We start from the raw sequence: 20,029 nt of genomic DNA, 5'->3' as shown, positions 1-20,029 counted from the left end.
ATTTCGAGATCCAGGCCGCCTGCAAGGCGGACGAGGGACCTGGAATGGGCGCCGCTACGGGAGCGGCGCTTCTTCCAGGCCAGACAGTTGCTGCCTAGCTTCAAGATTTCGGAGGGGGATTGGACGGGGTGTACTGCGCCTGCGGATCGTTCTTGGTGAGATCGCAGCCGGCATCGCCCAGCCAGTAGGGCTTGATGTCCTGCCAAACCTTGGGGAAGGTGATGGAATGGTCCGCCCCGACCTTCGCCAGATAGATCGTGTGGGACATGTGCTGGCTCTTGGGGTCGAGGCACACCTTGCCCTCCGGCGCATCCATGCACACGTCCCCCTGCGCAATGATCTTGCGCAAGTCGTCACGCTTGGTGGAGCCGTTGGCCCGTTCAACCATCTGCTTGTAGAGATAGACCGCCAGGTAGGAGTTTTCGGCCTCCTGGTTCACATAGGGCTCGCTCGGGAACTTCGCCTTGAACTTGGCGACGAAATCCTTGCTCGAAGGCGAGTCGATCTCCTCGATGTAGTTGGTGGTGACATACATGTCCTTCAGGCTCGGCGGCTTGAAGCGCTTGTGCTCATAGCCTTGGCCTACATTCACCGAGGACGCCATCGGCAAGCCGACATTCGCTGCCGCAGCCTGCTCGTAGTAGGAGGCCTGGGCCGTGCCGACCAGGAGTGTCACCACGAAATCGGGCTTGACCTTCTGGATGTTCTGGATCGACTGCGAGAACTGCGAGACGCCGAGCGGAATGAACTCCTCGCCGACCATCTCGCCGCCATTCTCCTTGACGATGTTGCGCACCCATTCGGCGGAGATCTGACCGAAATTGTAGTCGGCGGCGAGGGTGTAGACCTTCTTGCCGTACTTCTCCATCATCCAGGGGATGAGTGTGGAGAACTGCTGCTCGGGGACCGCCCCGGTAACGATCATATGGGCGTCGCAAACCCCGCCTTCATACTGGTTGTTGTAGAAGGCGAATCCGTCCAGTTGGTCGACGATCGGCCGATAGGCTTCGCGGGAAGCCGACGAGAAGCCGGCAAAGACAGCGTCGACTTTGTCTCGCTGCAGCACCCGGCGCATGAATTCCTGGTAGCGGGTGTTGTCGGACTGCGTATCGTAGACGACCAGTTCCAGCGGGCGCCCCGCGATGCCGCCCTTGGCGTTGATCTCGTCGGTGGCCAGTTGGATCGCGTGAACCTTGCCGATGGTGGCGACGGCGAAGTCGCCTGATTGATCTTCCAGTACGCCGAGCTTTATCGGGTCGGCTGCGAGCGCTTGGGACATGCCGAGCAAAAGTGTCCCTGTGAGGGTTGCGGCTCGCAGCCCCCTTTTGGTCTTCCCAGTCATGTGAGTTCTCCTCTGTCGACGCTTATTTTGTCTCGGCCCGCCGGCCGGAGGGCCCTTCGCGCACCGTTATTTTGGGCGTTGTCGCCCATCTGCCGAGGAACTCCTCGCAGTATTCTTCCAGGCTGATCCGCAAACGCATGCTTTCGCGCCGCAGCCGGTTGTAGGCTTCATCGTCATCGATGCCGGTCTGTGTCGTTAGCGTCAGCACGGCCTTGATCACCGAGCGGCGGCCACGCCGTCGTCGCTCCATGTCGTCGAGGCGGTTCTGCATATCATTGCGCAGCAGGAACTGATTCACGCCCAGGAACAGTGCGGTGTAGATGGCTGCGCTGTGCACCGGCTTGCGCAGGAAGGCCGTCGCACCGAGATTGACAAGACGCTTGAGCCGGCTCGGTGCCTCCACGCCCACCAGCCCGATGACTGGCACCGGTGGCAGGCGTGGATCACCCTCGGTCTCCAGGGGAAGAGTGCCGTCCAGATCGCCGTCCACGAAGAGGATATCCCGCTCCTGCTTCAAGCTTGTCATGTCGAAGTCGACGCGGCCATCGGCGACGATGAGGAACTCGCTGGTCACTCCCAATTTCGCGAGCGTTGTTTCGAGAGCTTCGACCGCGGTGCGGTTGGCGGTAACGATCAGGGCCCTGCTGCCGTTGAAGTTCTGGAGGAGGCGAGCAACCATCACTTTGCGATCCTCAAATTTGGCGTGTGGGAGACAACGGCATATCGTGGCGAGGACTGAACGAGGTAGGGGTCGGGCTGAATGGGGCCGGCCTCCTCGACGATCACATCAAGGCGCGCCTTTCGGTTCGAGCGGCCGATGCGTGGCGTGAGCCAGGCATGGAATGTCTGAGGATCGATCCAGACTTCGCCTTGCGGTGCTGTAAACCTCTGGCGAGCGACGGCGTTCTTGACGGCGAACACCTCGTCCGTACCTGCCGCCGACAATGCGCGTGCCAGCAACTGCACGGCGATATAGGAGGCCTCGGCATCGGCCGATGTGGCCGGGCCATTTGGGAAGGACCGGTCATAGGCCTTGGTGAATGCCTTGTTCGCTTGAGTCTCCAGTGAGGAGAAATAGACAGACGAACTCAGATGACCATCGACCATTTCTTGGCCGATCTCCTCCAGTTCCGGTTCGGAGAGCGTGCAGCTGGCGATGGGGATCTGCGCGGCCTGATCGATGCCGCGGGCTTGGCAAGCTGATCGAAACGCACGGAAGAAAGCATAGGCGCTCTCACCGATGAGGTTGTTGAACACGAAATCGGGACGGGCCGAGAGGATCGCGTCGACGACCTGGCCGAATTCGGTGTCGCCGATGGCGACATAGCGTTCCGCCAGAACTCTGCCGCCCTGTGCCGTCATGGCCTCGCGAAAGATGCGGTTGTTTTCCCAGGCCCAGATGTAGTTCGATCCGACGCAGAAGGCGTTCGAGCCGATATTGGCCAGCATGTAGCGTACGAGCGGAAGCACGTGCTGGTTGGGTGAAGCGCCCGTGTAGATGACATTGTTCGAGGTCTCGAACCCCTCATAGTGTGAGGGATACCACAGCAGGGCATCGTATTTTTCAAAACAGGGGATCACTTCCTTGCGGCTCGATGACGTATAGCACCCGATCACATGACGTATGCCGTCGCTGGTCATTTGCCGGCTATGCTCGGCATAGCGTGCCAGGTCACCTCCGGGGTTCACCACGACAGGCTCGAGCCGGAGATCCGGAAAGGACCGGGAGATTTCCTCGAAGGCCAGCAAGGCGCCGTTCAGCATGGAGCGCGCGACCACGCTATAGGAGCCGGTCGTCGAGAACATTACTCCGATGCGATGCCTTGTTGCCGACATAAGCCCATTCCAAAACAAAAAACGCCCAGCGGCTGGTCTGCCGTGGGCGTCCGTGCCACCAACCATACGCGTGCAGAGCGCACTCGCCTGTTGGAAATGTAATCAGATGTGGCGCGTAAATAGGCAGCTCTGCCCAGCGCTCTAAAATTAGGCTCCTCTAGATTTGATCATTTGTCAAGTCGTTAAATGTCGGCGCGGCTTCTTATCTGCCGGATTGGTTCCGGCACTTGCCGCCCGATCTGCCGGCGGCGATGAGCCGCTCGGGATCGGAACGCCAGACAAAGGGCTGGGACGGCTGACTATGCTCGCTGATGAAGTGCTTGATGGCGACGTGGGGAGAGGCGGCGGATTGGAAGGCGTCGTTCTTCAGGCGGTAGCGGCGCGGCTTGGTGACGAGGTCATCGACCTTGTTCGGTCGCGAATATACAGTAATTGCCACGGATTTTTATGAATAAAACCGCTGTGCGACTTTATGCGTTGCAGGAACCGGGCCTGAAAATAATATATTATATCGGCGTTTAGGAAGTTTTGATGAGTTCTTCGATTAAGAAAGCATGTAAAAACAAATAATTAAAGAAAAATGGCGATTCGGGGAAAGGTCATTTTTCTCTAATGTGCAAGAAAAAGGAAGCGCTTGCGATCATAGGTTCAAATCCGAGTACCCATGCCGCGCAACCAATTGCGGAAGTCAACTTCCTGTGCGGCATATGACGGAGCGGACTTCTTCACACCTCAAACAACCGTCCCGGACTCATGATGCCCTTGGGGTCAAAGAGACGCTTAACGCCTTCCGTCAGGGCTTTCTCCTCAGGTGCCAGGCCTTTGAGGTAGGAGCCAAGCTTGGCGCGGCCAATCCCGTGCTCGGCGCTGATCGAGCCTGCGAATTCAGGCAGGGCGGCGTAGACCACCTGCTCGCACCGCTTGAGAAAAGCTGGCTTGTCGCCCTCTGCCATGTGAGGCGGCGGGAGCACATTGTAGTGGAGGTTGCCATCGCCGACATGTCCATAGGCTACGGGAATGGCGTTGGGCTCGACCTGCGCCAGCGCAGCATCCGTTTTGGCGAGGAAGGCGGCGATGTCCGAAATCGGCACCGAGACATCTGTGCGCAGATGACGGCCGCGGCGGGCCTGCCCCTCCACCAGGTCCTCGCGGATGCGCCAGAGCGCACCGGCCTGCGCGCTGTTGGCAGCAACCGTGCCGTCGAGGACATGGCCTGCTTCCATCGCGCTCTCAAGAAAGCGTTGCATCAGGGCAGAGAGGTCGACCAGGCCGCTGGCCGAGGCCTCCATCAGCACATAGTGCGAGGATCTGGTTTCCAGGGGATGGCGCAAATCCGGCGTTGCCTCCTGCGCGAGTTCCACGCCGACATGGCCGATGAGCTCGAACGCCGAGAGCAGGTCGCTGAGATCTCGCCGGGCAAGTCCGTAGAGCGCGACGGCAGCTGCGGGGTTCTCTACCGCGAGGAAGGCCGTCTCCACTTGCGTCGGTTTGGGGAAGAGGCGCAGGCTCACCGCCGTGACGATGCCGAGTGTGCCTTCCGAACCGATGAGAAGCTGCTTGAGGTCGTAGCCGGTGTTGTTCTTGTGCAGCTTCCTCAGGCCGTTCCAGATCTGCCCGTCCGGCAGCACGGCCTCGATGCCGAGCACGAGATTGCGCGTCATGCCATAGCGCAGCACATTGAGGCCGCCGGCATTGGTGGCGACGTTGCCGCCGATCTGACAACTTCCCTGGGCGCCGAGCGCCAGGGGGAAGAGGCGCTCATGCTCGGAGGCGACGGCATGGAGATTGGCGAGGATGCAGCCTGCCTCCACCGTCATCGAGAAGTTGGCCGGGTCGATTTCGCGGATATGGTTCAGCCGTTCCAGGCTGACGACCACTTCTGTGCCGTCAGCCGAAGGCACCCCACCTGCGACAAGCCCGGTATGGCCGCCCTGGGGTACGACAGGAATGGCGGCGGCAGCGCATAGACGCACAATCTGCGCAACCTCCTCGACGGTGCGTGGGCGCAGGATAGCGCGAGCCCGTCCCTTCGCATCGCGCGGCCAGTCGGTGAGATAGCGCTCGGCCTGGTCGGGATCGGTGACAGGATCGAAAATGGCCAGATGGTCATCGATGGGGGGCATGGCTGGTTCGCCTGGGAGAGGGGGTGTCAGGTGGTCTACGTCGCGCTGCGCATAGTCGCCATCGCGTTTGGGATTTCCGGTGGTTCCACGGCGTTGCGGTTCGACCGATGCCGGCAGGGCGGCAGGCAGGACAAGGGTATCGAGCTGCGTGAGGAAGGTTCATCCGGGCCAGCGCCAAGGCAACGAGTTCTCAAATGCATGTATAGCCCCCATCGGCGTTGATGATTGAGCCCGTCAGCAAGCTCGATGCATCCGAGGCCAGGAACTGAACGACGGAGGCTATTTCACAAGGTTGCCCCAATCGCCCGGCAGGCGTCATGTCGAGCCAGCGCGACACCAAGCCAGGCTGGTTCTCGAGACCATGCAGGAGCGGCGTCTCGATATAGGTGGGTGCGACCGCATTCACCCGCACGCTGCGCTTGGCCCATTCGACCGCCAATGATTTTGTCAGGTGGTGCACGCCTGCCTTCGAGGCATTGTAGTGACATTGCGGCTGCGGGATGTTGACGATCTGGGCGGACATCGAGCCGATATTGATGATTGAGCCCGTCCCGGCCTCCAGCATCCGCCGGCCGAACCCGCGGCAGGTGCGAAACACGCCTGTCAGGTTGACGGCAATGACCTGGTCCCATTCCGCGTCGGTCATGTCCTCGGCGGGCGTGTTGGTCACGATCCCCGCGTTGCAGACCAATATGTCAAGCGGGGGCAAGGCGCTCGCCAATGCGTCGATCGACGCGCTGTCGGTGACATCCAGAACCTCCGCCCGTGCTTTGTGGCCCCTGGAACTCAGATCGAGTGCGGTGGCTTGTGCCCGCTCGCGCTTGATGTCGGTGCAGATCACTTCGGCTCCGGTCGCCGCGAGCGCCTCGGCGATAGCGGCTCCGATCCCTTGTCCTGCGCCGGTGACCAGCGCAAGCTTGCCCATCAGATCGTACTTCGCCCTATAGTCCATTCGTTCCTCCATCGGCTTGGCAGACAGGGTGACGGCTTGCTGCCATCAGCGTGCGAGGCAGCAGGGCAGCGCGGTTCGGCATGGCTATAACCCGCAGACTCGCAGCGCGGGTTTCCTCCGAACGGCAGCCCTGACATTCAGCAAAGAGGGCGTGACGGCCCTCGTTCACGCTGGGAGTTTCCAAGGGCCCGGGGTGTCGGACAGTCTGGCTCGCCCGCGGCTCAAAGCAGTCCTCGCCCTGCCAGATTGCGCATGAGCGAACGCGTGCCGAAGGTCCATGGTGCTGCTTCGTCGGAGTAGACGACAGTGTTTTGCAGCGTGCCCAGAAGCGGCGTCGAGATTGCCACGACATCGCCCTTTGCGTGCGTGAAGCCCGAACCCTTTTCTGCGCGATCCTGCGTGGGCGCGAACATGGTCCCCAGAAACAGCATGAAGCCGTCCGGATATTGGTGGGACTTGTTCAATGTCTGCGAGACCAGACTGGCGGGCTTGCGGCTGATTTCCGCCATGTTGGAATGTGCCGACATGCGGAAGCCGTCTGTTCCCGCAACCGACATGGTCAGGGTCGCAGTCTCGATATCGGCGAGCGTAAAGTTGTCGTCGAACAGCCGGATGAATGGACCGATGGCGCAGGAGGCGTTGTTGTCCTTGGCTTTGCCGAGAAGGAGGGCAGACCGTCCCTCGACGTCGCGCAGGTTCACGTCATTGCCGAGCGTCGCGCCGCGGATAGTGCCCTTGCTGTCGACGGCCAGCACTATTTCGGGTTCGGGGTTGTTCCAGTTCGAGATCCGGTTCACCCCGATCTGTGCGCCCGGGCCCACGGCCGACATTGACTGTGACTTGGTGAAGACTTCGGCGTCCGGGCCTATGCCCACCTCGAGATATTGCGACCACAGCCCTTCGGCGATCAGCGCGGCCTTTACCTCCGCGGCCTTCGCCGAACCCGCCTCGATGTTCGACAGGCTCCCGCCGATTGCCGCTCCTATCCGCCGGCGCAGTTCGTCCGCGCGGCCCGGATCGCCGGACGTACGCTCATCGATCACGCGCTCCACCATGCTTTGCGCGAAGGTCACCCCGCAGGCCTTCAGGGCCTGGAAGTCGGCCGGGGCGAGGAGGCAAGGGCGGTTCGAATGATAGCCCATCTCGGCCGGATCGAGGAGCAGGTCCTGCGGCACTCCGATCGCCTCGCCGGTGAGAGCATCGAAGCGACCCGCAGGATCGGTATCAAGAAAATCGGCCATGGAGACCACGCTCTCGGTCACATCGATGAGGGTACCGTCGCGCAGTATGACGATCGAAGGGCCCTTGCCTGGCCGCCATACGCGGCCAACGAGTTTCCCGGCTTCGGGCGAAGTGGGCAGCATTGAACGTTTCCTCGTTATATCTAGCAAAACTACATATAGCGGAAGACATTGGTCAAGCGCTTTGAGAGAGGTGCCCGGCGTTCTCCCCTTCCTTCGGCTATACGGGTAAATGAATTTAATCTAATATAATCAATTATTTGTATAAAATATCTGTTTCTGCTCTTCGCCATTTTGTCAGCCCCTCCTCCAAGATTTCTCTTGCCAATATGTAGTGATGCTATATCACTCTGGGCACGGGCAGCGATAGCTCACAGCGGGAGGTGGCGAAGATACGTCATGACAAACCAGAGCCCCTACGACCTGATTTCCCAGATGGATGGCATGCTCTTCATTGAAGGTGCGTTCCGAAAAGGCGGGGGCGGGCGTCTTCCCGTCGAGAACCCGGCGACAGGCGAGATCATCGGCCAGATCGCCGCGGCAACGAAGGCCGAGGTCGAGGAAGCCGTCCTCGCCGCACGCCGTGCTTTCCGTCCCTGGGCGAGGCAGCTGCCCAAGGTGCGCGCGGCCGCGCTTCATCGGCTTGGGGATGCGATCGCAGCCGATGCTCTGGCGATGGCAAGGATCATGACGGCCGAGCAGGGAAAGCCCGTCAACGAGGCAAAAGGCGAGATCCTCAAGCTCGCCGAGGCCTGTCATTTCTATGCCGAGGAAGCCACTCGCGTTCATGGCGAGATCATCCCGAACGACCAGCCTGGATTCCAGAGCCTCGTCGTACGCGAGCCGATCGGCGTGGTTGGCGCCATCACTCCGTGGAACTATCCGGCCGAGCTCGTGGGCTGGAAGCTTTGCGCGAGCCTGGCGTCGGGCTGTACGATCGTCATCAAGCCCGCCGAGATTACGCCGTTCACCGCGCTCGCCATTGCCGCCAAATGCGCCGAGGCGGGAATCCCGGCAGGGGTGGTCAATGTGCTGACGGGCAAGGGGTCGCAGGTCGGACAGGCGCTGGTGGAGCACCCTCAGGTCGACAAGATCGCCTTCACCGGATCGAGTGCGGTTGGCCTGCATATCCAGCAAAGCTGCCCGCAGGTGAAGCGCCTGTCCCTGGAACTCGGCGGCAACTGTCCGATGGTCGTGACGGCAAGCGCCGATGTCGCGGCAGCGGTCAAGGGCGCGGCGCGGCGCAGCTTCCGAAACTGCGGCCAGATCTGCATCGCGATCAACCGCATCTATGTCCACCGCTCCGTCTATGAGGACTTCCTCACGGGACTGGGCAGGGCGGCCGAGGCGCTCAGCGTCCACAATGGGCTCGAACGGCCCGACGCCGATCTGGGGGCGATGGCTTCGGGCGAGCCGCTGGCCAAGACGCGGGCACATCTGGACGACGCACTGGCCAGGGGCGCACGACTGGTCGCGGGCGGCAAGGCGCCCGAGGGCGCCGACTATGCCAAGGGGCATTTCTTCCGTCCGTCCGTGGTGGCCGACTGCACGCACCAGATGCTGGTGATGACCGAGGAGACCTTCGGCCCGCTGGTCGGTGTTGCCGTTTACGACGAGCTGTCCGAGGCGATCGCCTTGGCCAATGACACGCCCTACGGATTGGCTTCCTATGTCTATGCACGCGACCTGACCGAGATCCAGACCCTGTCTGCGGGCCTGGATTACGGCAATGTAGCGATCAACAATGTCGATGCCGGGATCATGAACGCTCCCTATGGGGGACGTAAGCAGAGCGGTGTCGGTTATGAACATGGTCGCGAGGGGCTGCTTGAATACTTCAATTTCAAGCATGTCCGGCTGCATCACGGTGTGGGGGCTTGAGCGATGCAGGCGCTGTTGGGAATCGACATCGGCACCTCCGGGTGCAAGGCGTTGTTGATTGCGGCCGATGGCGCCGTCATCGCGGCGCAAACCGAGACTTATCCGCTATCGCAACCGCATCCGGGATGGTCGGAACAGGATCCTGAACTCTGGGTCGAAGGTGCGCGCAAGGCGGTTGCCGGCGCGCTGGCCAAGGCGCCAGAGATCGAGATCTCGTGCATCGGCCTTTCCGGCCAGATGCACGGGCTCACGCCGCTGGACGAGGGACATCGGGTGCTGCGGCCGGCAATCCTCTGGAATGACCAGCGCAACGGCGCCGAATGCGCCGCGATCACCGAGGCGGCTGGGGGGCTCGAAGGGGTACTGGCCGCCACGAACAACCGGATGCTGGTCGGCTATACCGGGGGCAAGATCCTGTGGATGCGCAATCACGAGCCGGAGCTGTTCGCGCGCATGAAGGTGATGCTCAATCCCAAGGATTATCTGCGTCTGCGGCTGACGGGGGAGGTCGCGTCGGAGGTCTCGGATGCTTCCGGCACGGGGCTCTTCGATGTGCGGCGGCGCCAGTGGGCCAAGGGCTTGATCGAAGTGGCAGGGATCGATCCGGCCCTGCTGCCGCCGGTCTTTGAATCGCAGGTGATCACCGGGCGGGTCTCGGCCGTCGGTGCCGATCTGTTCGGGTTGCCCGAAGGCATACCGGTCGCCGGTGGCGGGGGCGATGCCGTCATTCAGACGATCGGATCCGGCGTGATTGCCCCCGGCGAATTGCAGTCGACGATCGGAACGGCCGGCATTCTTGCCGCGGCACTCGACTCGCCGCAGGACAACCCGGACGGCAGGTTGCAGGTATTCTGCAATGTTGCGCCGGACAAATGGCATTGCATGGGCGTTTCGCTGAACGCCGGCGGGGCGATGGGCTGGTTTCGCGAGACGCTGTGGGCTGGGGCAGACCGTGCGCTGACCTCGTTTGATCAGATCGTGGCGGAGGCGGCACAGAGTCCCGCCGGCGGGCGCGGCCTGCTATTCCTGCCTTATCTCAACGGGGAACGCTGCCCGCACCCCGATCCGGGGGCAAGAGGTGCCTTTGTCGGGCTGACCGCTCGGCATAGGCGTGGCGATCTTGCGCGTGCTGTGATGGAAGGCGTTGTCCACGCTTTTGCCGATATGCACGCGCTGATGAAGCCGATGGGCATCGACGGGCAAATTGTGAAGGCATCGGGAGGCGGTGCGCGCTCGCCACTCTGGCGTCAGATTCAGGCCGACATGTTCGGCTGCGATGTGGTGACGACCGACGGCGCAGCCGAGGGGGCCGCCTTCGGAGCGGCGCTTGTCGCGGGCCTGGCGATTGGCGTGTGGTCCGATGCGGCAAGTGCGGCGCGCAGTTGCCGCGACCTGACGCGGGAACGGCCAGATCCGGGCACTGCCCAGGTCTATGCCCGCGCCCACCGCGCCTATCGCAACCTGTATCCAGCATTGAGCGAAACCTTCGGTGCGCTCGGCGAAGCCATTTTTGACCAGTAGCCGTAGGAACTCGCGACATGCCGATTTACGCCGCATTCATTTTCGATCTCGATGGCACTTTGATCGACAGTGCGCCCGACATAGCCGCGGCCCTCAGCAAAGGCTTTGCCGCCAATGGCTGGCCGGAACTCGATCCGCGCTATGTGGAGCAATTCATCGGCAACGGACCGAGGCGCCTGATCCTCGATATCCTTGAGGACAAGGGCATCGCCTATGACGGGGAGGCGGTCGAGCGGGCGTTCGAAGGATATCTGCAGGCCTATCTTGACGATCCCGCAGGCAGGACGCAGTTTTTCTCACATGTCCCGGAGGATCTGGCGGCCTTGCGCCAGGCGGGCGCGCGGCTTGGCATCTGCACCAACAAGAACCACGCAGTGACCGGCAAGGTCCTGGAGCAGCTTGGCTTGGCGGACCTCTTCGATGCGGCGATTGGTGCGGATGCGGTGCCTGCTTCCAAGCCGGATCCGGGCCATCTCATGGCTGTCGCCGAAGCGATGGCGCTCAAGCCCGGTAGCTGGGCCTATGTCGGCGACACGAATGTCGATCGCGCGACGGCTGAGGCGGCGGGTGTGCCATTCTACGTTGTTCCGTGGGGAGCTGGCGCCTCGGTCGACGTTCCCACCGGTCATCGGTTGACCCGCCTGGCCGATCTGTTGCAGCACGATCCAAGACCCACCGCCGCCGAATAGCGGCAAGGAGAGTGCCAGATGACCGTCAGCCTGCTGCAACGTATCCTACAAGAACGCGAGGAGATGCATCCGGCTGAGCGGCGGGTCGCCGCCTTCGTCAGCGCCTCACCCTCGGAGGTGCTGCACATGAGCATGGCGCGCTTGTCCGAGACCTGCTCGGTGAGCGACCCGACGATCATGCGGTTTTGCCGCCGCTTCGGCTTCGAAGGCTATCAGGAATTCAAGCTGCATTTGGCGCAGAGCCTCGTGCCTTCGGCACCCTTCGCCTACGAACAGATCATTCCTGATGACAGCATCGACAACATCGTGCGCAAGACCTGCCGGAACTCGCTGAACGCGATCCAGAGACTGGCCGAGGATCTGGTGCCCGAACAGGTGGCGGAAGCCGCGCGTGTGCTTCAGGCAGCAAACTGGACCGGAATCTATGCAGCCGGAATTTCCGAGGTGAACGCGCTCGACGCCGAGCACAAGTTCCAACGCCTCGGCATGCGGTGCCAGGCCCTCCTGGGCAGGCAACGCCAATGGATGCATGCCGAAAGGGCCAGGCCCGGCGAAGTCGCGCTGATCTTCTCGCAATCGGGACATACCAAGCAGATGGTCGAAGTCGCCATCGCTGCGCGGGCACGCGGCGCACGCGTGGTCTCGATCGCCGCCGGCGAGAGCCCGCTGGCACGGGTCACGGATGCCATGGTCGCCGTCCTGCCCTACGACCGGACGGAACTGATGACGCCGCTGGCATCGCGTCTCAACCACCATCTGGTCACCAACATGCTGGTGACCGCCATTGCCATTTCGAGCGGCAGCCAGTTCCCCGACCAGCTGCCTGCACTCGACAATTGGCTGACAGACAAGATTTGAAACCCTGAAGAGGCGCGGCGAAACCTTGCGCCAGAGGAGGAAGAATGAGCGCGCAGGACGAAGCCAAGAAGGTCGCGGGCCGACGCGTGATCCAGGAATTCGTGCGCGACGGCATGAAGCTGGGCCTGGGATCGGGCACGACGTCGCATTTCTTCGTGCGCGAGCTTGGCAAGCATGTTGCCGCAGGAATGAAACTGACCTGCACAACGACGTCCCGTTCGACGATCGACGTCGCGCGTGGGGTGGGTATCGAGATCACCGATCCCAACGATATCGGCGAACTCGATCTGACCATCGATGGGCCGGACGAAATCGATCACAAGTTCAATATGATCAAAGGCGGTGGGGCCTGCCTCCTGTGGGAAAAAATCGTCGCCCACGCCTCCAGGCGAATGATCTGCATCTGCGACGAGACCAAGATCGTCGATTGCCTGGGAGGGTTTCCCCTGCCGGTGGAAGTGGTGCAGTTCGCCTGGAAGCAGACCGAGCGCATGGTGGGGCGTATGCTCGCCGATCACGGGATTAAAGATGTCAGGATTGAGCGCCGCGTACGGGACGGGCAGCCCGTCGTGACGGACAGCGGCAACTTCATTCTCGATTGCCATTGCGGTCCGATCATAGCCGATCCCGCACCATTGGAGCTCGAGTTGAACCGCATACCCGGCGTGGTCGAGAACGGTCTTTTCACCCGCGAGGCAGTAGGAATGGTCGTGGGCTGTTTCGATGGAACATCCTACGTGAAGATGCGGTGATCTAGTAAAACTCCGCATAGGAAAGGGATCGGTGTTATCCGCTCTTTTTCGAAGCGAAACCAAAAACCCTTACATCCTATTGTAATAAAATAGGAAAATCTAAAAACTTCAAAATTTCATGGCACAAGTTGCGCGGCAGCTATCACGGCGCGTCGCGCGACCAGTTGACAGTTGAACTCAATATCTAGTAATACTACATGCGCCAAAAAACAGCATCAGGGAGAGCAAAATGGAGATCCGAGGGGGAATTAGCCGGCGTAACGTGCTTGCGGGCGGAGCGGCGATCGGGCTGGGGATGATGACGGGGCAGGGCGCATTCGCCGCGCAAAGCCGCCTGTCGATCCCCTATTCGAACAAGAGCCTCGACTACTACTTCTTCGTGATCCAGGAAGAAGCGGTGAAGCGCGCCGTCAAGGAAAGCTCCGGCGAGTTCCAGGCGACCAACGCGAATTTCGACAACACCCGGCAGCTCGAGCAATGGCAGAGCCTGCTGCTTTCACGCCCGTCGGCGATCATCTCCGATCCGATCGACAGCCAGGCCATCGTCTCCGCCATCCGGCGCTACAACCAGCAATCGATCCCGGTCGGCATCATCGATACGCCGGCGGATGGCGGGAAAGTTGCCATCACCGTGAGCTTCGACAATTTCCAGGGTGGCGTCATGGCCGCCGAGGAGATCGTCAAGCGCCTGGTCAAGAAACACGGAAGCCCCAAGGGCACGGTGCTGAACTGCTATGGCGCGCTCGCTTCGGTCGCCTGGCGCCTGCGCAAGGAAGGCATGGACTCGGTCTTTGCGAAATATCCTGACATCAAATATCTGGCGCGCCCCACCGAGGGGCAGCTCGAGCAGATGCTGTCCGTGACGCTCTCCACGCTTTCCGAGCATCCCGACCTCGACGCCGTGCATGCGCCCTCCGACTCGCCTTCCCGTGGCATCGTCACCGCGCTGCAGCAGAAGGGACGCTGGAAGAAGGTGGGCGAGGACGGCCATGTCATCTTCATCAATATCGACGGCGAGCCGGTCGCGCTCAAATGGATCCAGGAAGGCTATATGGATGCCTGCGTGTCGCAGGATCCGATCGCCTATGGCGAAATCGCGGTCGAGATGATCGTGAAGCATGCCCTGAAGGGCGAGGATGTGCCGCTCGGCACTTATGAGAACAAGAAATATTTCTGGGAGAAGGGCGATCTCGTCGCCGGCAAGACCGGCCCCACCTTGATCATCCCGGCTTTCGTCATCAATGGCGACAACGCCAACGACCGGCGCCACTGGGGAGCGGTTGCCGAAAAGGACTGGGGTATCGCCTACCGATAGTTCCCGAATCTGGTTTTCCGGGGCGCAAATAGCCGCCCCGGCTCACACAATGATCTGGGAGGGGCGATATGACGGCGCATGATTTGCGTGGGTCCACAACTGCGCAAGACGAGATCCTGCGGATCGACAACGTCACGAAGAGCTATGGACCGGTCAGGGCACTGCGCGGAGTGTCGCTCAGCATCCGCCGCGGTACGATCCATGGCCTTCTTGGCGAGAACGGTGCCGGCAAGTCCACGCTGGTCGGGATCATTTCCGGCCAGCGCTCGCCAACCTCCGGACAAATCGTCATGGACGGCCGGCCGCTCCACCATGTCGACGTCAAGACGATGGAGCAGGCCGGTGTTTTCCTGGTGACCCAGGAGCCCATGATCATCGACAACCTGACCGCCGCCGAGAATCTGATGCTGGGCATCTGGCCGGTGAAGAACGGCTTTGTCGACTGGAAGGCCCTGCGTCAGGACGCGTTACGAATACTCGAAGGCTCCGGCATCGACGCCAATGCGCCGGCCGGCCGCCTGGATGCCGTCGCAAGGCGCAAGCTCAATATCCTGCGGGCGATGTTTTCGGGCGGCAAGGTCATCATCCTTGACGAACCGACGGCTGCGCTGACCGTCGCCGACAGGCGCGTGCTTTTCGACTTCATGCGTCGTTTGAAGAGCGATGGCGTCACCTTCATCTTCATCTCCCACTACAATGACGAGATCCTGGAGATCTGCGATGCGGTGTCGGTGCTTCGGGACGGTGGTCTTGCCGGCGGTTCCGAGGACGTCGCCTCCCTCTCCTCCGAGCAACTGACCGAGCTCGTGCTGGGCCGTGGACTGACCCTGTTCCAGCGGGACCGACGCGATCATGCCGGCAAGGCGCCTCACGTGTCGCTGCGCGACGTCAAGGGCCGGTACCTGTCCCTCAAGGCAATGGATATCGCGGCGGGCGAGGTCGTGGGCTTGACCGGCCTGCCGGGGGCGGGGGCGAAAGAACTGGCCCGGGCGATATTCGGTTTGCACCCGGCCAGTGGCACGATCGCCATCGATGGCACACAGCGCAGGCTGCCCCGAACCCCTCGCGCCGCTCTCGATGCGGGGATCGCCTTTCTGTCGGATGACCGCCGCAGGGACGGTGCCGTCGGAAAAATGTCGATCGGACAGAATATTGCCTTGTCCTCGCTGCCGGCGCGCGCGCGCATGGGCTACATCGATCGCGCCGCCGAAGCCGAGATCATCGACCGCTATTTCAAGGCAATGGATGTCAAGGCACCCAATCCGGACTATGCGGTCGATACACTCAGCGGCGGCAACCAGCAAAAGGTCTGCCTTGGCCGCGTGCTTGCCACCGAGCCGCGTCTGTTGATCGTCGACGAACCCACCCGAGGCATCGATGTGGGCGTCAAGCAGGACGTGCTGCGGATCATCGACGAACTCAGTGCCGCCGGTGTTTCGGTCATCATCGTCTCGACCGACACCGACGAATTGGTACGTGCCGTCGACCGCGTCTGCATCTTCGAGCACGGCCAGATCAAGGAAACCCTCACGGGAGAAGCCATCACCGTCGAACGCCTGCGTTCTTCGGTGCAGGCCTGACGCGTCCGGAGAACAGGAGAGTTTGGTATGAGCAAGGCAACTGTCAATGGTACGGTCACCCCGCCTGCCGCCAAGTTGAACCGTGACGCAATTCTGGGGTGGGTCCTCCACAATATCGTCTGGATCTGGCTCATCGCGCTGGTCGCCATTTTCGGTGCGTTCAACGACTACTTCCTGACCGTCATGAATCTTCAGAACGTGATGGTGCAGGCAACCGTCCTGGGAATGCTCGGGCTTGCGGTGGCCCTGCCGCTTCTGGTGGCGGAGATCGACCTGTCCATTCCCGCCAATGCAGGCTTTTCGGCGGCCGTGGGGGCTCTTGCCTATTCCGATCTCGGGATGCCATGGCTGATCGCCGCGCTGATGGGCCTGGCGGTCGCCACCCTGATCGGTTTTTTCAATGGCATCTGCATCACGCGCCTGAAAATGGTGTCGCTGATCGAGACCTTGTCGATGATGATCATCCTGCAAGGGGCCCTGCTCGCGCTGACACAAGGCAAGACGCTGACCAACATGTCGGACGGGTATGTCTGGATCGGGCAGGCCATGGTGGGCGGCTGGCCAATCATGCCGGTCGTGTTCGTAATGGCGCTGGTCATGATCGCCGTCGTCCTGCACCGCACGGTGCTGGGGCGTTCGATCTATGCGGTTGGCGGCAATCCTGTCGCGTCGAATTCGGCGGGAATTCGGGTCGGCCGTGTCAAGGTCATCACCTACACGATGTCGGGGTTCCTTGCCGGTCTGGCTGGGTTCTTGCTGGCATCATGGCAGATGGCGATCACCTCGAACCAGGGATCGAGCTATCTGCTCTATGCCATCGCGGCGCCGATCATCGGCGGCGTCAGCGTCTTCGGTGGACGCGGCAATGTGCGTGGTGTTCTGGGCGGCGTCCTGCTGTTGACCGTCATCCAAGTGGGCCTCGCCATCATCAACGTTCCCTCCTTCTATGTGGGCATGATCGGAGGCGTGATGATCTTCATCGCCGTGGCTATCGATGCCTTCCGCGTTCGTTATTTTGGCTGACATTGCGCGATCACGAGCGAGCACCATGATCTTTGTCCCACATGGCAGGCACCTGATCGCAGGCGAAGGGATAGCCGCGGAGGCCATCTTCGAAAACGAGCCTCTTGCCGACGCTGGAACGCCAGGCAGGCCGCTTGTTGATGAACGGCTATCCGACCGGGGTCGACGCTACGGACGCGATGATGCATGGCCGGCCTTATCCGGCCAGCACGAATTTCGGGACCATCTCGGTTGGCGCGATGTCGATCCGCCGCTTTCTCGGACCGGTCTGCCATCAGAATGTCTGGCGCGACATCATGCCGTTGGACCTCGTCTGGAGATCTCGTTCAACAGTTCAACCTTCCTTTGAAGAAACGATACGAGGAAACGCAATGCCTGATCGCGAGCATTCAGATTCGGTGGCTGAAGTGACCCACGGCTCCCAAGGTTCTCTTGATGCCGTCGACAAACAGATCGGTAAAGACGAGTCCCTGGCGATCCTGGAACGCCTGGATCGCATCGAGCGCCATCTTGCGTTTCTTGTGGCCCGTCAGCCCGGCAGTTTTGGCGACACGGATCGCGGTGAGCGAAAATGACTTCCGGTTCGGGAAGCTGACGGCGATAGAGAATGTAGTGGTGGCGGGCCTGGTGCGGGACATACCCGTAAGGCAGCGGCGGCGCTCGAGGCCTTGAAACGGATGGGCCTGGAGCCGGTGGCCAGCGGAGCGGCCGTCGGGAGGCCAGCACAAGCGGATCGATTTTGCCCGCCCCATCGCGGCGTGCCCGCAAGTGGCTTTGCTTTAGGCTGACTGCCTAGGAGGCCTTCTCTCATCAGAATTCCTATTCATATGAATTCGAATGCCCCGGCAATGGCTTGCGAGGTGGGATTCAGGGTCGCGCTCTTCGCGCCGTCGAGGCGAAAGGTGAGGGGGGCTGCCGATACAGGGTGGAAAGATCGATATGGAAGCTCGTGCGATCATCCCCCTTTTCCAGATCGCGAAGGCTCGGATTGCAGGCCGGGTTCAGGCGCACACAGAGCGGGATCGCCGAACGATCGAATGCCGGTGCGAAAACATCAACACCCCTTGATGGAAGTGGGGGGACTTCTGGGCCTCAGTTCGGTTTGACAGTATATTCTCATAAAAATCAGAATAATTTCCAGAAATGCTTCATAATTTATTGTAATTCTTCGATTTTTCGAGTCTCAAAAATGATGTGCCAAATTTGCAACATGAAGTTGTTAAAATTCGCCATAGTGACGATAAATTGCCATATTTTGTTGTCTCGAGACCCAAAGTGCGATCACCTTAAGGAATGGTTCTTTGGAATCTTTTCGGGGGCGCAAAAACGCGCTCACGGTCTCGCAATCGATTGAAGTGCTGCAAAGCGCTTCTAATCAGAAATCGCACTATCTCGGAGGTCATCAAATGACCATAAGGTCTCTTCTCCTCGGCGCATCTGCCGGACTCGCTATAATCGGTGCCGCTCAGGCCGCTGATTTGCCCATGACCAAGGGTGAAGCCGTCGAATATGTGAAGGTCTGCACGGCCTTCGGTCCGGGCTTTTTCTATATTCCCGGCACCGATACCTGCCTGAAGATCGGCGGCGAAATTCGCGCCGATTATCGCGCTTTTGCCGGTAATGGTTTCAGCCGCAACGACGATCGTTCGGCCTTCAACACCCAGGCCCGCATCTGGTTCGATGCCCGTACGGAGACCGACTGGGGTCTGCTGCGTTCCTATTTTCAGATCAATGCCGACTCGCATCCGATCAGCAATCAGGGCCGCGGCGGCATCTATAACGACAACCGTTTCACCATCGACAAGGCCTTCATCCAGTTCGGTGGTCTGACCGCTGGTTACGCCCATTCCTTCTTCGGCTTCTACGACAACGAGTATGGCGACACCATCTGGGCGCCGTATTATGCAGAGCAGAACACAGTCAACTTGATCGCCTACACCGCTCAGTTCGGCGGTGGCTTCAGCGCCACGCTGTCGATCGAAGACGGCCGCGATCATCGCGTCGGCGGGACGAGTACGCCGGTTGATATCAACGGGACGCTCTATGGTTACCGTGAAGGTGGTCAGCAGGTTCCCGATGTCGTCGCCCAGTTGCGTTGGGATCAATCCTGGGGCTCCATCGCCGTTCAGGCGGCTGGTCATCAGTCTCGTTCGGGAACGAACTACGAGGACGATGACGGCAATGAGGTGATCGTTCGTCGCAGCAACAAGTACGGCTATGCCGTCGGTGCCACCGGCTTGATCAAGATCCCTGCGATCGACAACGGTCACTTCATCGTTGAAGGTCAGTATGCGGATGGTGCGCTCGACTATCTGGGCGCAGGCGCCACTTGGATTGCAAACTCCGATTCCTTCGTGAACAGCCGTGGTCGAATTGACCGTGGCAAGGGCTGGTCGATCACGGCGGAACTCGGCGGCAATATCACCCCGGTTCTGGGTGCCAACCTCGTCGGTTCTTACATCGATACGCAGTATGACCGCTATCTGGGCAACGGCCAATACGGCCTGAAGGAATACACGATCGCAGGTAACCTGACCTACACGATCGTCAAGGGCCTGACCGTTGCCGGTGAAGTGGCCTGGACCCACGGCAAGTTGGACAATGGCGTCATCGACGATGGCGAATTGAGCGGCCGCAGCAAGTACAATGTCTTGCAGGGCGGTGTTCGCCTCAAGCGGACTTTCTGAGTCTAGTTAGCTAGGTTCTGATTGAAGGCCCAATGTAAATTGGGCCTTCTTTGCATCTATACTAGATAATTCTCCGTGGTGAATGGTCATGTTCATTCGTGACGCTAGGAGCTATGTGAGCCATTTAATGATCTAAACGTTGATTGAGTTCTGGCGTAACGGAACAATTTGTGTATCAATGGGGTTCTGGTTCGCGAGACCAGAAAACCATATCTGACTTCCAAACTTT

16 protein-coding genes and 1 pseudogene are annotated in these 20,029 nt (G+C 60.7%); 10 read left to right on the top strand and 7 right to left on the bottom strand.

Translation table 11 applies throughout. The features are described from left to right. Positions 1–100: 100 nt before the first annotated feature. From ACTJKX_RS24205 to ACTJKX_RS24175, 7 genes are all read right to left on the bottom strand, one after another. Complete coding sequence (locus tag ACTJKX_RS24205; RefSeq protein ID WP_311940256.1) at positions 101–1,342, bottom strand: urea ABC transporter substrate-binding protein; 1,242 nt, start codon at positions 1,340–1,342, stop codon at positions 101–103. A gap of 22 nt (positions 1,343–1,364) precedes the next feature. Then, a complete protein-coding gene (locus tag ACTJKX_RS24200; RefSeq protein ID WP_440726781.1) occupies positions 1,365–2,021 on the bottom strand; it encodes an ANTAR domain-containing response regulator in 657 nt (218 codons plus the stop codon). Continuing rightward, positions 2,021–3,178 carry a transporter substrate-binding domain-containing protein gene (locus ACTJKX_RS24195; RefSeq protein WP_440726780.1) on the bottom strand — a complete coding sequence of 386 codons (1,158 nt, stop codon included), beginning with the start codon at positions 3,176–3,178 and terminating at the stop codon, positions 2,021–2,023. The genes ACTJKX_RS24200 and ACTJKX_RS24195 overlap by 1 nt, the downstream gene beginning before the upstream one ends. Before the next feature lie 202 nt (positions 3,179–3,380). After that, positions 3,381–3,617: a hypothetical protein gene (locus tag ACTJKX_RS24190; protein ID WP_394314948.1), complete on the bottom strand. Its 237-nt coding sequence runs from the start codon at positions 3,615–3,617 to the stop codon at positions 3,381–3,383. 286 nt (positions 3,618–3,903) lie between these two features. Then, entirely contained in the window at positions 3,904–5,301 is a 1,398-nt protein-coding gene (locus ACTJKX_RS24185; protein ID WP_394314949.1) for an FAD-binding oxidoreductase, read from the bottom strand. Positions 5,302–5,491: 190 nt separating this feature from the next. After that, complete coding sequence (locus ACTJKX_RS24180; protein ID WP_440726779.1) at positions 5,492–6,253, bottom strand: SDR family NAD(P)-dependent oxidoreductase; 762 nt, start codon at positions 6,251–6,253, stop codon at positions 5,492–5,494. Between the two features lie 221 nt (positions 6,254–6,474). Continuing rightward, the gene (locus ACTJKX_RS24175) at positions 6,475–7,617 is read right to left on the bottom strand and encodes a fumarylacetoacetate hydrolase family protein (RefSeq protein ID WP_440726778.1); all 1,143 of its coding nucleotides are present in this window, start codon (positions 7,615–7,617) and stop codon (positions 6,475–6,477) included. Positions 7,618–7,893: 276 nt separating this feature from the next. On the opposite strand from ACTJKX_RS24175, the gene ACTJKX_RS24170 reads away from it, so the two are divergent. The 10 genes and pseudogenes from ACTJKX_RS24170 (at position 7,894) to ACTJKX_RS24125 (ending at position 19,800) form a co-directional block, all read left to right on the top strand. Then, complete coding sequence (locus ACTJKX_RS24170) at positions 7,894–9,375, top strand: aldehyde dehydrogenase family protein (RefSeq protein WP_440726777.1); 1,482 nt, start codon at positions 7,894–7,896, stop codon at positions 9,373–9,375. Between the two features lie 3 nt (positions 9,376–9,378). Beyond that, positions 9,379–10,896 (top strand): xylulokinase, encoded by a 1,518-nt coding sequence (gene xylB, locus ACTJKX_RS24165; RefSeq protein WP_440726776.1) that lies wholly within the window; start codon positions 9,379–9,381, stop codon positions 10,894–10,896. 17 nt (positions 10,897–10,913) lie between these two features. After that, positions 10,914–11,585, top strand: a complete 672-nt coding sequence (locus ACTJKX_RS24160) for an HAD-IA family hydrolase (protein WP_440726775.1) — start codon at positions 10,914–10,916, stop codon at positions 11,583–11,585. 18 nt (positions 11,586–11,603) lie between these two features. Next, positions 11,604–12,443 carry a MurR/RpiR family transcriptional regulator gene (locus ACTJKX_RS24155; protein ID WP_394314953.1) on the top strand — a complete coding sequence of 280 codons (840 nt, stop codon included), beginning with the start codon at positions 11,604–11,606 and terminating at the stop codon, positions 12,441–12,443. 44 nt (positions 12,444–12,487) lie between these two features. Then, positions 12,488–13,195 (top strand): ribose 5-phosphate isomerase A, encoded by a 708-nt coding sequence (gene rpiA / locus ACTJKX_RS24150; protein ID WP_394314954.1) that lies wholly within the window; start codon positions 12,488–12,490, stop codon positions 13,193–13,195. 229 nt (positions 13,196–13,424) lie between these two features. Continuing rightward, positions 13,425–14,510 carry a sugar ABC transporter substrate-binding protein gene (locus ACTJKX_RS24145; RefSeq protein WP_311940274.1) on the top strand — a complete coding sequence of 362 codons (1,086 nt, stop codon included), beginning with the start codon at positions 13,425–13,427 and terminating at the stop codon, positions 14,508–14,510. A gap of 68 nt (positions 14,511–14,578) precedes the next feature. Beyond that, complete coding sequence (locus tag ACTJKX_RS24140) at positions 14,579–16,090, top strand: sugar ABC transporter ATP-binding protein (protein ID WP_440726774.1); 1,512 nt, start codon at positions 14,579–14,581, stop codon at positions 16,088–16,090. A gap of 27 nt (positions 16,091–16,117) precedes the next feature. Continuing rightward, positions 16,118–17,113, top strand: coding sequence for an ABC transporter permease (locus ACTJKX_RS24135; protein ID WP_394314956.1), 996 nt, complete (start codon positions 16,118–16,120; stop codon positions 17,111–17,113). A 101-nt stretch (positions 17,114–17,214) separates the two neighbouring features. After that, positions 17,215–17,424: pseudogene (locus ACTJKX_RS24130) on the top strand (aldehyde dehydrogenase (NADP(+))); the annotation flags it as partial. A 1,173-nt stretch (positions 17,425–18,597) separates the two neighbouring features. Further along, on the top strand, positions 18,598–19,800 hold the full coding sequence (locus ACTJKX_RS24125; RefSeq protein ID WP_415085396.1) for a porin: 1,203 nt from the start codon (positions 18,598–18,600) through the stop codon (positions 19,798–19,800). The last annotated feature ends 229 nt before the right edge of the window (positions 19,801–20,029 follow it).

Source organism: Labrys sp. 22185 (assembly GCF_052045555.1).
Lineage (GTDB): Bacteria > Pseudomonadota > Alphaproteobacteria > Rhizobiales > Labraceae > Labrys > Labrys neptuniae.
This window is presented reverse-complemented; position numbering and strand designations above follow the sequence as displayed.

Coding starts and splice junctions, on each gene's coding strand:
- ACTJKX_RS24205 (WP_311940256.1), bottom strand. CDS start 1,342: ATGACTGGGAAGACCAAAAGGGGGCTGCGAGCCGCAACCCTCACAGGG.
- ACTJKX_RS24200 (WP_440726781.1), bottom strand. CDS start 2,021: ATGGTTGCTCGCCTCCTCCAGAACTTCAACGGCAGCAGGGCCCTGATC.
- ACTJKX_RS24195 (WP_440726780.1), bottom strand. CDS start 3,178: ATGTCGGCAACAAGGCATCGCATCGGAGTAATGTTCTCGACGACCGGC.
- ACTJKX_RS24185 (WP_394314949.1), bottom strand. CDS start 5,301: ATGCCCCCCATCGATGACCATCTGGCCATTTTCGATCCTGTCACCGAT.
- ACTJKX_RS24180 (WP_440726779.1), bottom strand. CDS start 6,253: ATGGACTATAGGGCGAAGTACGATCTGATGGGCAAGCTTGCGCTGGTC.
- ACTJKX_RS24175 (WP_440726778.1), bottom strand. CDS start 7,617: ATGCTGCCCACTTCGCCCGAAGCCGGGAAACTCGTTGGCCGCGTATGG.
- ACTJKX_RS24170 (WP_440726777.1), top strand. CDS start 7,894: ATGACAAACCAGAGCCCCTACGACCTGATTTCCCAGATGGATGGCATG.
- xylB (WP_440726776.1), top strand. CDS start 9,379: ATGCAGGCGCTGTTGGGAATCGACATCGGCACCTCCGGGTGCAAGGCG.
- ACTJKX_RS24160 (WP_440726775.1), top strand. CDS start 10,914: ATGCCGATTTACGCCGCATTCATTTTCGATCTCGATGGCACTTTGATC.
- ACTJKX_RS24155 (WP_394314953.1), top strand. CDS start 11,604: ATGACCGTCAGCCTGCTGCAACGTATCCTACAAGAACGCGAGGAGATG.
- rpiA (WP_394314954.1), top strand. CDS start 12,488: ATGAGCGCGCAGGACGAAGCCAAGAAGGTCGCGGGCCGACGCGTGATC.
- ACTJKX_RS24145 (WP_311940274.1), top strand. CDS start 13,425: ATGGAGATCCGAGGGGGAATTAGCCGGCGTAACGTGCTTGCGGGCGGA.
- ACTJKX_RS24140 (WP_440726774.1), top strand. CDS start 14,579: ATGACGGCGCATGATTTGCGTGGGTCCACAACTGCGCAAGACGAGATC.
- ACTJKX_RS24135 (WP_394314956.1), top strand. CDS start 16,118: ATGAGCAAGGCAACTGTCAATGGTACGGTCACCCCGCCTGCCGCCAAG.
- ACTJKX_RS24125 (WP_415085396.1), top strand. CDS start 18,598: ATGACCAAGGGTGAAGCCGTCGAATATGTGAAGGTCTGCACGGCCTTC.